13 protein-coding genes are annotated in these 13,247 nt (G+C 49.7%); 2 read left to right on the top strand and 11 right to left on the bottom strand.

Annotation, left to right across the window (positions count from 1 at the left end):
- Window positions 1–69: 69 nt before the first annotated feature.
- The 5 genes from ACTHRH_RS06720 to ACTHRH_RS06700 all read right to left on the bottom strand — a co-directional run bounded on the left by ACTHRH_RS06720 (window position 70) and on the right by ACTHRH_RS06700 (window position 6,626).
- Window positions 70–1,257: a response regulator gene (locus ACTHRH_RS06720; protein WP_150959467.1), complete on the bottom strand. Its 1,188-nt coding sequence runs from the start codon at window positions 1,255–1,257 to the stop codon at window positions 70–72.
- The gene (locus ACTHRH_RS06715) at window positions 1,232–3,148 is read right to left on the bottom strand and encodes a cache domain-containing sensor histidine kinase (protein ID WP_144937999.1); all 1,917 of its coding nucleotides are present in this window, start codon (window positions 3,146–3,148) and stop codon (window positions 1,232–1,234) included. The genes ACTHRH_RS06720 and ACTHRH_RS06715 overlap by 26 nt, the downstream gene beginning before the upstream one ends.
- A 183-nt stretch (window positions 3,149–3,331) precedes the next feature.
- Window positions 3,332–4,213, bottom strand: a complete 882-nt coding sequence (locus tag ACTHRH_RS06710) for a carbohydrate ABC transporter permease (protein WP_144937996.1) — start codon at window positions 4,211–4,213, stop codon at window positions 3,332–3,334.
- Between the two features lie 14 nt (window positions 4,214–4,227).
- Window positions 4,228–5,118: a carbohydrate ABC transporter permease gene (locus ACTHRH_RS06705; protein ID WP_144937993.1), complete on the bottom strand. Its 891-nt coding sequence runs from the start codon at window positions 5,116–5,118 to the stop codon at window positions 4,228–4,230.
- A gap of 158 nt (window positions 5,119–5,276) precedes the next feature.
- Entirely contained in the window at window positions 5,277–6,626 is a 1,350-nt protein-coding gene (locus ACTHRH_RS06700) for an extracellular solute-binding protein (protein ID WP_225312565.1), read from the bottom strand.
- Window positions 6,627–6,857: 231 nt separating this feature from the next.
- Between ACTHRH_RS06700 and ACTHRH_RS06695 the strand changes: the two genes are divergently transcribed.
- Both ACTHRH_RS06695 and ACTHRH_RS06690 read left to right on the top strand, forming a co-directional pair.
- On the top strand, window positions 6,858–7,019 hold the full coding sequence (locus ACTHRH_RS06695) for a hypothetical protein (protein ID WP_186328373.1): 162 nt from the start codon (window positions 6,858–6,860) through the stop codon (window positions 7,017–7,019).
- 161 nt (window positions 7,020–7,180) lie between these two features.
- Window positions 7,181–7,378: a hypothetical protein gene (locus tag ACTHRH_RS06690; protein WP_144937989.1), complete on the top strand. Its 198-nt coding sequence runs from the start codon at window positions 7,181–7,183 to the stop codon at window positions 7,376–7,378.
- A 116-nt stretch (window positions 7,379–7,494) separates the two neighbouring features.
- Here the strand turns inward: ACTHRH_RS06690 and ACTHRH_RS06685 are convergent, their stop codons facing one another.
- The 6 genes from ACTHRH_RS06685 to ACTHRH_RS06660 all read right to left on the bottom strand — a co-directional run bounded on the left by ACTHRH_RS06685 (window position 7,495) and on the right by ACTHRH_RS06660 (window position 13,169).
- Entirely contained in the window at window positions 7,495–8,157 is a 663-nt protein-coding gene (locus tag ACTHRH_RS06685; protein WP_313960589.1) for a helix-turn-helix transcriptional regulator, read from the bottom strand.
- Between the two features lie 187 nt (window positions 8,158–8,344).
- On the bottom strand, window positions 8,345–8,806 hold the full coding sequence (locus tag ACTHRH_RS06680) for a RidA family protein (protein ID WP_144937982.1): 462 nt from the start codon (window positions 8,804–8,806) through the stop codon (window positions 8,345–8,347).
- A gap of 49 nt (window positions 8,807–8,855) precedes the next feature.
- Window positions 8,856–9,614 (bottom strand): SDR family NAD(P)-dependent oxidoreductase, encoded by a 759-nt coding sequence (locus tag ACTHRH_RS06675; RefSeq protein ID WP_379290236.1) that lies wholly within the window; start codon window positions 9,612–9,614, stop codon window positions 8,856–8,858.
- Window positions 9,611–10,528 (bottom strand): NAD-dependent epimerase/dehydratase family protein, encoded by a 918-nt coding sequence (locus ACTHRH_RS06670; RefSeq protein WP_440414709.1) that lies wholly within the window; start codon window positions 10,526–10,528, stop codon window positions 9,611–9,613. The genes ACTHRH_RS06675 and ACTHRH_RS06670 overlap by 4 nt, the downstream gene beginning before the upstream one ends.
- Window positions 10,525–11,925 (bottom strand): dihydropyrimidinase, encoded by a 1,401-nt coding sequence (gene hydA, locus ACTHRH_RS06665; protein ID WP_440414707.1) that lies wholly within the window; start codon window positions 11,923–11,925, stop codon window positions 10,525–10,527. The genes ACTHRH_RS06670 and hydA overlap by 4 nt, the downstream gene beginning before the upstream one ends.
- 2 nt (window positions 11,926–11,927) lie before the next feature.
- Complete coding sequence (locus ACTHRH_RS06660; protein ID WP_440414705.1) at window positions 11,928–13,169, bottom strand: M20 family metallo-hydrolase; 1,242 nt, start codon at window positions 13,167–13,169, stop codon at window positions 11,928–11,930.
- Window positions 13,170–13,247: the final 78 nt, after the last annotated feature.

Genomic DNA, 13,247 nt, shown 5'->3' with positions numbered 1-13,247 from the left:
TGAAACTCGCAGGTTTTCTCCTATATACGGACTAGATCTCGTCACGTTTCAGCGATACTACCGTGTTCGCTAGAATATCCCCTTTCCATTCCCGCTAATGCAGGCTTGACGGTATTCCGACGGACTGGCCCCATACTTCTTGCGAAACAAGGTCGCAAAATAGCGGACATCCTGATACCCGATCCGCTCTGCGATATCCGCAAGCCTCAATCGAGGGTTCAGCAGGAGCTGTCTGGCCTGCTCCATACGTAATTGAATGACATACTCCTTATAATTTTGTCCTGTTTTCTGCTTGAACAACTGGCTGAAGTAGACCGGATTAAGGTAAACGATGGAGGCTACCTTCTCCAGCGACAGATCCTCCTGATAATGAGAACGGATATAATGAAGCGCCACCTCCACGGCACGTTCCCCGCCTTCTGCGTAATGCTCATAACCTTGAATTGTGGAAAACTGTCTCATCCGCCGGACTTTTTCCGCCACTTTAGTAAAATGGTCTACTCGCTCCGAATGCATCATTTGGAAAGGAAGGCGGAGATACTGTTTCAGATGGGCTCGCAGTTCGTTCAATAACCCGCCGAGCCTGCTCTCTTCTTCCAACGTAATCAACCCCAGCAAGCTCTTATTGTCCAGCAGTGTTACGAACCCGCGCCCGTATCTATCAATCAGCTCGCTCAGCACATTTTCGACGATGAAATTTTCCAATTGGACATTCCTGTCGCTTTCCATCTTGACCAGAATGAGGTGGAAGAATGGATGGTTTTCCATAAACCGTCCCAAATCAAACCGGCCGGTATCCAACCCCAGAGCCACCCTCTGAAAAATAGCCTCCCGTAAATATTTGCGGCCGCTCTTCCACCATTCCGCATCCTCGGCCAGCTCCGTTTCCCGCGCAATTTCCTCTTTTAACCTGCCTATCCTTTCGATCAGCGCCTCTTTGCCTATCGGCTTAAGCAAGTAATCCTTGGCTCCGAGCCGGACGGCTTCCTGCGCGTAGGCAAACTCGGAGTATGCCGAAATCACGATCCACTTAATATGCGGATGGCGCTTCCTTGACACTTTCATCAACTCCAGACCGGTCATCCCCGGCATCAAGATGTCGGTGAGTACAATGTGGATATAATGATTGCGCAGCAAAGCGGTTGCCTCCTCCGGGTTGGCGGCGAGGAACGTGCTGCAGTGGGGAAAGTGATTTCGCAGCGTTCTCCGAATACCTTCGCGAATGACATGTTCATCGTCGACAATCAACAAGTTCATGATCATCATCCTCCTCTATGGCAGGCAACGGCATCACGACAATGACTGTCGTCCCAGACCCGATGATGCTGTTTATTCTGAGACCGTAGGCTTCCCCGAACATCAGCGCAATTCTGCGGTGAACATTGGGCAGCCCGATTCCTTTCCGCGAGCCTTTGCCCTCTTCTGCAGTCGGGGTGGCCTCGGCTTTCCACTGATCCGCGCCCTCCGCCGTAGTTTTCGAACCGATAAGCTCTACTTCCCGCCTGTCCTCGGATATTCTGGAACCGATGCCATATAGCGACGCACGCAGAGCATGGAGAGCCGTTTCCTCTATGCCGATGCCATTATCTTCGATTACAACAAGAAGCTCGCGCTCTGTTGTTTGGGTATAAACACGAAGCTTCCCCGGCCGATCCACCGGCTCCAGTCCGGATTTCACGGCATTTTCAATAATCGGTTGAATGGTCATCTTCGGCAGCGGGACATCCAGCCACCGGCGGTCTACATCGATCTCGGCATGGACTCTTCCTTCCAATCTGCTTTCGATGATGGTCATATAATGGCGCATCTGATCCAGCTCCTGACGCAAGGTCGTCCGCGAGGCCTCCTGCCAGTCACTGCTGTACCGGAACATATGGGAAAGCGCAAGAATGACCCGCCCCAGCCGGTCATTCTCCCGTTCATCCAGCATCCAATAAATCATATCGAGCGTGTTGTATAGAAAATGCGGATTAACCTGAGATTGCAGCGCTTGCAGCTCGGCATTCTTCTCACTGATGGAAGCTAGCGTAATCCGCTCAATCAATTCGTCCATCCGTCGAACCATTCGATTGAACGAGGAGACCAGACTGTTGATTTCCTCAAAGGAACGAACATTGACCGCGCCTCTGAAATTCCCCCTCTCCACCTGCCGCATTTGACGAATCAACAGCTTGAGAGGAGAGGAAATATTCCGCGAAATCAAAGTAGCAAGCGCAATGGACAGAAGGACAAGCAGCACACTGACGATAATCAGATACTTTCTTGTCTTGATGATCTCCGCATGAATATCCGCCTCCGGAGTCAGTCCGAACACAGTCCATTCCGCGTGGTCAACCTGGGCGGCGGCAACTAATTCCCCTTCACGGTTCTCGACAACGGCACCATGACTCGTCGGACGCGGCAATCCGCTGGAGGTGGGAGCCTGCACGCGGTTCCATTCCGTGGAAGCCACCACCTTGTCTTCCTTATCCACAATGTAGACCCGGCTGTTCGGACTAATAGTGACATTGGAGAGCGCTTCGAGGATCGGCCTCGGATCCGTTTCGATGAGGAGAACTCCGATCGTCTGATAGGTCGACAGATCGTACAGCTTCCGGCCGAATGCAAAAACAGCCCCATCCCCCGAAGAGTCAAATACCGGGCCTTCGTATAATCCCATCCAGACGGCCTCCCCGGAGGATTGCTCCAGCTTCTTGAACCAATCCGTCTCCACATATTCGACATCATCCGTCGCCCCAGGAAAACGATTTTCATAAGTATAAATTTTGCCTTTATCCGTAATGATATGAATTCCTATAATGTCCTTGCGAGAGTAGAACACTGCACCCATAATGTTTTGGATCATCCGTTCCACATTAACGCCGGCCACCGGATCCTTTTCCTTCTCCCTCTCCTGCAGAAGGCGAAGCAGTTCATAGTTGCTATTCAACGATTTCGTCACACTGATGTATCCCTCAAGAAGCAGATCAAACAGGCCGGCCGTCTGAGAAATATTTTTCTCCGCCATATCGCTTATTTTCTCATGAATTAAGTCCGTAGTGCTGCGATAATAAAGATAACTGCCGAGCATGAGAAGAACCATCATGGAAGAGAGAAACAGCAGAAACAACCGACCGCGAATGGAATGGATTCCGCGCCCACGCGCCATCTTCAAGCCCTCTCCTTTAATAACCCGACCTGCTCCCATCTTATCACCCAACCGTCAAGGAGTCTGTCGAACGGAGGAAGCACTCTTCCAGTCCGAGAAAGTTCCACTTCCGGTCGCCGGTCGCCTTCATAACGGTGATGCTCCGGTACTTCGGGACATTTGGAACGGACTCCTTGGCAAGCGCTAGCCTTTGACGGCGCCCGCCACCATTCCTTTAGTAATTTTGTCCGCAAGCAGAAAATAGATCAGGATCACCGGCAGGGCCCCAAGAACTAGAAAAGCGCCGATAGCTCCATAATTGACCGAATATTGGCTGACGAAGCTGTTTACACCGAACGGCAATGTCTTCAATTTCTCCGAGGAGATAAAGGTTGCGGCCATAATATATTCATTCCAAATATTAATAAAGGAAAGAATACAGACCGTCATCATAGGAGGAACGGATATCGGTAAAGTGATGCTGCGAAAAATGCGAAACACCCCGGCACCATCCACAACGGCCGACTCTTCCAGTTCCATGGGGACAGACTTCATAAAGCTGCTCAGAATAAATACCGAAATCGGGGTCTGAAAAGCGACATACGGCAAAATCAGGGATAAATGCGTATTCAATATCCCCATAGTTTTAAAAAGGATCATAAGCGGCAGTAAAGTCGCCTGCATCGGGATCATCATCCCAACCAGAAACAATAGAAGGACGGCTTGCCCGTACCGCCACTTAAATCGGGCAATGGCAAACGCGACCAGCGAGCTAAACAGCAGCACAATCAGCATCGTCACGGAGGTAACGATCAGACTGTTGAGCAAATATTTGAAGTAATGGCCCGATTCCACCGCATTCACATAATTGATCCACTGCGGGGAAGCCGGCAAGGAGAAGAAGCTTCCGGACAAGATCTCTTCGTTGGTTTTGAACGAATAAATAAACAACCATAGAAGCGGATACAATTGCGTAACAAACAGCACGGACAAGAGAACGAGAACAGCAGCCTTCGGCAGTGACACCCGCTTCTTCCCCGAAGGTCTAACCGGTTGTGAAGAAAGAGCAGGAACGGTGGCGCTCATGAACAGCCTCCTCTCTAGGTATATTTTTTCTCCAGCCGGTTGAAGGCCATATTAATAATCATCGTAGCCAGCAGGCAGAGGACGACCAGGAACGCGGCAATCGCGCTGCCGTACCCGTATTTCATCGATAAAAAAGACATGTTATACATATAGGTGGAAATCACTTCGGTAGCATGCGCCGGTCCTCCTCCGGTCATCACCATGACCATGTCGAACGCTTGCAGCGATCCGATAAAGGCCAGCACGACGGATATTTTAAAAATAGGAATGTTCATGGGCAAAGTGATATGCCAATCGGCTTTCAGTCCATCTGCGCCATCGATTTTGGCCGCTTCATAAATGTCGGAAGGAATATTCTGAATCCCGGTAAATTGGATCAGGACATGGTATCCCAAATATTGCCATAGGGCGACAAAATATAGCGAATACATAGCGATGGCGGGGTCCGTCAGCCAGGAACGGGTCCAACCGCTTAACTGAAGCCAATCCAGCACCTGATTCAGCATTCCTCCCATGGAAGCGGGGTTGTAGATCGTTTTCCATAACTGGCCCACCACAACGACCGACAAGATTACCGGCAAAAAGTAGCTGGATACGAGGAAATTCGGCTTTCGGACAAAACGGTTCAGCAAAATGGCCACAAATAATGCGAATGGAATTTCGGCCATGGAGAAGAACGCAAACATTAACGTTCTGCGCACGGACGGCCAGAACACCGGATCGTGGAAGAGCAGCCTCTCAAAATTGTTCAGTCCGACGAAGGTCGATTCTCCTATTCCGTTCCAATCGAGTAGTCCGCTGTAGAAGGAGACCAGAATCGGCACGAATACGACTCCGACATAAAGCAGCACGCTCGGCAGTATGAAGGCCGCTATTTTCCACGCAGAGACTCTTAGCACATTCAACGTAATTCTCCTCCTGTCCATGATTGGGGCAAAGGATTGAAAGCGGGCCCCAACCCTTATGCTGCCTCGATGTGAAATAACCCCTCATGCGCAGCTTACGAGTTTTATTATTATGAAAAAGGAATTTATTCCCCTTCCGTACCGAGGTACCCGCTTGTTTATTGGTTGCTTTCAAATGCAGTTTGATGCTCCTTCGCAACCTCCGCCGCATCCTTCTTCTGAACAAAAAGATTCTGGATGCTGGTTAGATGGGCTTGTGCCGTCCCGGGATTCATCGTATTGTCGAAAGCCAGATCGCCGCCCTTCACATCCTTGAAGAAGGAGAGGATTTCCATCGCCATTTCCGAGTAACCGGCTTCCTTGTAATCGCCGTCCACTTTCTGTCCAATCCCGACCGCACCTTTCGCTTTGAAGGACTCTATCGGAAAATTCAGCATAAAGTAGTTTAGAAAATCCTTCGTCTCCTCCAAATGCTTGCTATTGGCGGATATGGCAAAAGCACTGCCCGGGGCCAGCATAAATTCGTCCGGATCTCCGTTTCCATTAATCGTAGGGAATTTGAAGACGCCGACTTTCCCGTTAACCGAGGAGGTTTCGATCCCGCCGGTGGCCCAACTGCCCATGTAATACATCGCGGCTTTGCCGGTTTTGAACAGATTCTCTCCCGCATTGTAGTCGAAGGACGTTACCCCTTCCTGGAAAGCCCCCGCTTGAACAAGCTCCTGGAAGCTGTCGACCGCCTCGATAAAGGCCGGGTCCTCGAACGTTTTCCTGCCGTCCAGTACATCCTGCAGGAAGCCGGGCCCGTCGTTTGTACGAAGAAGCATATTCATGAACAGGAAGGAGCCGGTCCAGGTATCCTTCTCTCCGATGACCATCGGCTGTATGCCTTTTGCCTTGAGTGTGGTAACGACCTCGAGCATTTCTTCGAAGGTGGTCGGCACTTGAACGCCGCCCTGCTCGAACAGTTCCTTGTTATAATAGACCACGCCGATATTATTGCCGTCGGGCAGCGCATATAAGTTATTGTCGAAGGTGTACCAGTCCAGAAGGCCATCCTGGAACGTTTCCTTCAGACCGTTCTTCTCCACCATATCATTTAATGGCGCAAATAATCCCGCATCAACGAACGGTTTCATTTGAGCTGCCGGATTGACAACCGTAATGTCGGGCACCTCCTTGGAAGCAGCCTGGGTCTTCAGCTTAAGCTTCTGCTGATCGGTATTCAACGAATCGAGCTCGATCTTCACGTTAGGATGATCGGCCTCATACTGCGCAACGATCTTCTTCATAATGCCATGCTTCGGGTCAGTCGGATCGGGGAAAATATTCTGAAAGGTGATCTGGATTTTCTCTTTCGGGTCGTTCTTGCTGCCTTCATTGGAATTGGCCGGCGGATTCGATCCCTGACCGTTATCGGAACCCTGGTTCCCCGAATTGCCGCCACAGGCGCCCAAAGACAACGCCAGCACTCCGATCAACGCAATTTTTCCAAGTTTAATGCCCACTTAGCACATCCCCCTTAATTTAATGGTACCTCCATTATCGCTTTGGGTTGGCAGCCCTTACAACAGATGAACTTCAGGATTGAGGTTTGCTTTCTTAAGAAGAAAGTGCCGAGGGGAGTAGTCGAAATCCGGAAAATTACGTCCTCTCGAAGCAGCGATCCATACGATGGGATGATTTTTCTAAAACCTGCCATACTAAGCTTAACATTATCTTAAAGGAGCCCCGATGGAATGAAAAATAAGAAGAAGCGCAATGAGGAAACCGGGCCGACTCTTGCACCTGGCATGAATATGCATGATGAAATGGAAGAAGAGGCAAGCGAACGGGAAATAGAACAAGGCGAATCGACTTCCGTTACCCGCCTGTATCTGGATCGAACCCCCGAGGATTAACAATTCCTGGACCAACTCAAACAGATAAGCCAGGCATTAAAGAGGCTCCCCGAAAAGTTATGGGGAGCCTTAGATGTTTTGGAACCTGATGGATGGCGGAACGTAATGTAAACTATAGCATTCTTCAATAAATAATGACGAAAATGACTGGAGGGGTACTTATGAGATATAAAGTCAACAATACGCCTATCCTCTGTCCCTGCTGCCGGAACGATACCTTCGACAAAGATTATCGGCAGCTAAACTCGAGGGGGGCCACCTTCTTCGGAATCGATTGGGCTAACCGAAATGCGGCTATTCTCGTCTGCACAAGATGCTCATATATTTCTTGGTTTATGTCTGATCCTTCCAGAGACTGAACCGTGTGTGATGACATTTCCCAAATGTAATTCTATACAGATTGGAACCGCAGCGTCAGCATCGAATGATCCGGCGTTGCGGTTTTTGCTGTCCTGCTTATCCTTCATTCTAACCGTCAGAACAACTTTGTCGGATTAGACTTTCTTTGCTGTTCTCCCCGGATGGTATCCAAATAGTTATAGAGCGTAAACTTGGATATATCTAAAAACTGGCATACTTTATCGCCGGACTTCTTGATCAGGAAGGCTCCCTTCTGATCGAGGAATTCCACAGCCCTCTGCTTATCTTCCTTGGTCATGTGCGAAACGGCTTTGCCAATTTCATTCTGGCATTCCTGCAGCAGAAAATCGAGAAGCTCATTTACATCATTAACAAACGTTTCTTTCACTTCATTTTCGAAGCTGTGCATCGTAATGGACTTAATCGTTTGCTCAGCCATCAGAAACTCGGAGATGTCCAAATTAATACATAGGGCTCCGATCGTTTCATTTTCCTTGTTTTTCAAATAGATAGAGGTAGATCTTAAAATCCTCCCGTCCTTCGTCTGCGTAATATAATTGTATTTGTCCCCATCCTCCACCGTTCCACGCAGCACTTCAAGTCCGAGGTTGCTCCCGCAATCACCGACCTTTCTCCCGGTAACATGCCCGTTTTCAATAACTGCGATCGTGCTTTCATATCCGTCCGTCAAGTCGTGAAAAACAACCTCGCACTTTTCCCCGAAATGTTTGGTGATGGCTTTGGCAATCGAGGAAAATAACTCTATTTCATTTTTCATGCTTTCCAATTTCATCCGTCCCATACAAAAAATTTTTTATTCTTAATTATTTTTTATTCTAACACAAGATTAGCCGGCAGTCATTCATCCCTCTTCATAAAAAAAGCCGGTAACTACCCGATCGTCTAGTCCAAGACACGATCATCTGCAGTTCCGGCTTCGTTCCAATTTAATACCGAAAACGTTCCTATTCGCTAATTTCCACTATCATTTCGATCTCTACAGGCGCCCCTCCAGGCAAGGAGGAGACCCCGATCGCAGCTCTAGCATGTTTGGGAGCCTCGTCAAAAAGCCTGTTCAACAATTCGGACGACGCATTGATCACTTCCGGGTGTTTCGTGAAATCCGGAGAAGACGCCACATAGCCGTTCAATTTCACAACCCGTTTGACTTTCGCCAGATCTCCCGTCGCCTGCTTCAGTGCGGCCAATAAATTTAATGTACAGACGACCGCCGATTCCTTGGCTTGTTCAATGCTCACATCTGCGCCGACAATTCCTTTGTAAGCCATCGAACCATCAACCGAAGGCGTCTGGCCCGACAAGAAAATTAAATTCCCCACCGTCGAGAAAGCGGCGAACGGAGCATCTTTCGCCTTCTTTACTGGCAGCTGCAGCCCCATGTCGATAAGCTTTTGTTCAATATTCATAGTTCTTAGTCTCCTTTAGATAATTGATTTCTTCATTATAACTCTCTGTTTACAGCATGACATCGCCGCTATTGGGCCCAAGTGTTTGACCGGTATAAATATTTCCATCCGGATCGGAAGCGAGGAAGATAGCTGTAGGAACAACTTCCTCCACTTGCCCGAATCGCGGCAGGGCAAGTTCGGATTTTTTCTGCCGTTTCCACTCCTCATCTACTGTGGCCATCAACTGGGTCTCAATTGGACCGGGCGCGATGCAGTTGGCCGTTATTCCATACGAACCGAGCTCCAGAGCGATCGACTTCGTAAAGGCGATGACCCCCGCCTTAGCAGCGGCGTAGTGAGCATGCTTCACCCCGCCTTTCTGACCTAATTGGGAGGCTATGTTAATGATTCTCCCTGATTTTTGTCGGATCATATAAGGCACGGTATATCTTGTTGTCAGGAACACGCTTCTTAAATTCACATCGATCATTCTATCCCAAGTTTCAACGGACATGTCTTGAATAAGGCTGGTAGTCGAGATTCCCGCATTGTTTAACAAAATATCTATCCGGCCAAATTCATCCATCGTAGCCCGGACCAACCGTTCCGCTACCTCTTCTTGCGAAATATCTCCTTCCGTAAGAATGACCTTGACTCCATAGCTCTGCAGTTCTTGCGCGAATTTCTCCATTTCAGCCCGGTCCTGGCCGTAGTAATTAAGCGACAGATTGGCGCCCTCTCTCGCGAAACCTTCAGGAAATCCCCTGCCCATTCCCAATCCCGGTCCGGCCCCGGTAATGATTGCCGTTTTATTCTTCAATCTCATGCTTGATCCTCCTGCTCCCGTTGTTTTTCCAGCCATGATGCATACTGCCTTATACCGGCTTCGATATCAATATCCGGCTTCCAATTGAAATCCTCTCTCGCTCTATCTATCTTGAGTGCACTCAGGCTGTCGTAACCTAAATCTCCGGGGCCGACCTGTAGAATACAGTCCGGATATAGAGATTTCACGATGCCGACTATGGTCGAAAAGCGGATCTCTTTCCCTGCCCCTATGTTATATTCCGTGTACTTCCAGTTATCTGTCAACAAAGCGCAACCGATCGCTCTAACCATATCCTCAATATATATAAAGTCCAGCCTTTGGTCGGACCCATTATTCCAAATTGTAGGTATCCCATGTATAGCGTTATACAATAAAGTTCTAATTGGACAGTCCATCTGCCGTCCAGGTCCATAGACAAAGGATGCCCGCAATGAAACGGAAGGTATGCCATAATTTCGTACGATCTCTTCGCAAGCGACCTTGGAAGCCCCGTATGGGTGTTCACCGTGAAGCCTTTCCTCTTCACCGACTAGTTCCGCGCTAGTATTGCCGTATACACCAGCGGAGCTCATATGAACGAATTTTTCGACATGGTTCAGCCGTGCAGCCTCCAAGACGGTTAATGTTCCTGTCACGTTCACACGGTATATTTTATACGGATTGTCCGGGTACAGCTTCGGATGTGAAATGCCTGCATTATGGAAAACCTTAGTTACCCGAAACTCCTTCATGATTTGACATAACGTGCCGAGCTCCGTTACATCTCCCTCTACATAGTGACAGCCGTCCAACCGCTGGCTCGGACCCGGTATGGAAGGGCTGTAGCTGACGACACGGTGCCCCATGCCGCACAGATAACTAACGATATGTGTACCGATGAATCCGGATCCGCCCACCACTAGTATAGTCATTTTATCATTCCCCGTTTCAAGGCATCCGATGGGCTGATTTTCTGACGATGCAGATACTGTCCGCGGCCCGGCTTCCCAACGAACAAGCCGTTACTGACCAGCTCTTCCCCCCGGGAGAATACTCGCTCTATGGCCCCTTGCAATTCCATTCCTTCGTAAACGTTATAGTCCGTTCCTTGCTGCTGCGTTCTATGAGATATTACCTTGGACCGGGCCGGATCTACAATGGTAATATCTGCATCGCTTCCTACGGCAATCGTGCCTTTCTTGGGATACAGCCCAAAAATACGGGCGGGATTAGTACTGGTGATTTCGACAAATTTCGATAAGGACACCCTCTGTTCGTAAACACCATAATGATATAAGAGTGGAAACGTAGTTTCAATTCCCGGGAGGCCGTTCGGAATTTGTGCGAAATTATTTCTGCCTCGCGTCTTGCCTCCTTCGAATGGAATGGAGGCATGATCCGATCCTATCGTGTGGATGTTCCCGGAGGCGATTCCTTCCCATAATTTGTCCTGATTCCATTTCTCCCGCAATGGAGGGGAGCATACGTATTTGCCCCCTTCGAAATCGAGCAGCTCCAGATAGGATTGATCAAGCACCAAATAATGCGGACAGGTTTCGGCGTAGACATGCCCGCCGCGTTCAACCGCTTGCCCGACTTCATTCATGGCATCGGCGCAGCTGACATGTACGATATATACCGGAGCCTTGGCAGTTTCCGCTATGCGCAAGGCCCGATTGACAGCTTCCGCTTCCAACGTTTCCGGACGGGTCAACGCATGATAGATCGGAGCCAACCGGCCTTGAGCGACCGCCTCTTCGACCAATTCGTCAATCACATCCCCGTTCTCGGCGTGAACACAGGTCAATATTCCGGATTCCCCCGCTTTTTTCATTAATCGATACATCTGCAGGTCATTCACCATATTGGTTTCCTTGTAAGCCATAAATAACTTGATGGACGTGACGCCTTCCTTGTCCGCCAATAGAGGAAGCTCCTCTAATACCCGCTCGTTGCATTCATTAATGATGCTGTGAAACCCGTAATCGATGCAGGATGGCATTGCCTTCTCCTTCCATACCCGCAAAGTTTCCAACAGGGACTGGCCTCGGACCGGATCGACATAATTAATGATAGTTGTAATTCCACCCATAGCGGCCGCGCGCGTCCCCGATTCGAAATCATCGACGGTATCCGGTATGCCCAGATGCGTATGAACATCAATCCCTCCGGGCAGAACATATCGGCCTTCCGCTTCAATGATCCGGTCGCCATCCTCTATCTTCAAATTTTTACCCAGTCCGGTGATAATCCCGTCCTCCATTAACACATCGGCCTGATACAGGTCTCTTGATGTGACGATCGTTCCGTTACGTATAATAGTTCTCAAGATTAGACCTCCTCGGCATTCAAATAATGAAGAGCTACCCGCGACAAAAGCTCCGTTCCCAGGGTAATGTCTTCCATAGAAGCATATTCTCTCGGATTATGACTTCCGCCGGTAGAACGGACGAATATCATCCCCATGTCCGCAAGCTCGGCCATTAATTGCGCGTCATGTCCTGCTCCGCTCGGCATTTCCAGATAACTCAAGCTCATTCTCTCGCTTTCCCGCTTCATGACCTCGATGATCTCTTGGCTGCACAGTGCCGGATTTGCTTTCAGTTTAGTATCGAAACTAACCGTCAGACCCCTCCTTCCCGCAACCGATTCGGCGTGATTCCGAATGCGCTGCAGGATGCTTTCGCGTCTCTCTACATCGAGATCCCGCACATCCGTCGTCATCACCACCCGGCCGGGGACGATGTTTACTTGACCGGGAAACACTTCCATCGTTCCTACCGTCCCTACCGCTGGCGAACCGTAGGATAGACAAATCTCCTCGATCCCGGTCGCTATTTCACAGGCCCCCAGCAGGGCGTCATGCCGCATGCCCATCGGTGTGGCTCCGACGTGATTCGGCTTCCCCTCGACGATGATTTCCGTTAAGGACAAACCTGTAATCCCGGTCACTATTCCAACGGGAATTCCCTTCTGTTCCAGAACCGGCCCTTGCTCGATGTGCATTTCGAGATAGAGCGCCATCCCACCCTTACGCCGGATCGCTTTCGTAAATAATTCATCGGGATTAAGACCGAAGTCCGCTAACGCCTGGCGTCGTGAAATTCCGTTAGCGTCGCGAATTTCCAAATCGGCCGGGGTTATTTTTCCGGTCATCGCTCTGCTTCCAAATATGCCGCCGGATTGAAACCGCGAACCTTCTTCTTCACAGAATGCGATAACTTCCACGGGCCGTGTGATGCTGATATTCTCTTCGGCAATATGTTGGACGACCTCAATTCCACCAATGACGCCGATGGTCCCGTCGAACTTGCCTCCGTTGCCTACCGAATCGATATGAGACCCCATAACGACCGGCCGGGCTTGCGGATCCGTTCCTTCCTTACGCCCGATCAGATTGCCGGCGGCATCCACCCGCACCGACATTCCGGCCTGTTCCATCCATGAACGGACCAACTGATGGGCCTTTCTGTCTTCATCGGTTAAGGCAAGCCGTGTTACTCCGCCCTCTTCGGTCATTCCGATTCGGGCCAGGCTGTTGATTCTGTCTTCAAGACGCTGTGAACTTATCATAGTATGGTTTCCTCCCTTGTTTACTCATGATGCTATTCCTAACGGACCTTCGCGGTTAGCGCGGAGACCGGCCACTTT

The organism is Paenibacillus sp. SAFN-117 (assembly GCF_051966115.1).
GTDB lineage: Bacteria > Bacillota > Bacilli > Paenibacillales > NBRC-103111 > Paenibacillus_L > Paenibacillus_L residui.
The sequence above is the reverse complement of the archived record's forward strand: the minus strand, read 5'-3'. Positions and strand labels throughout refer to the sequence as shown.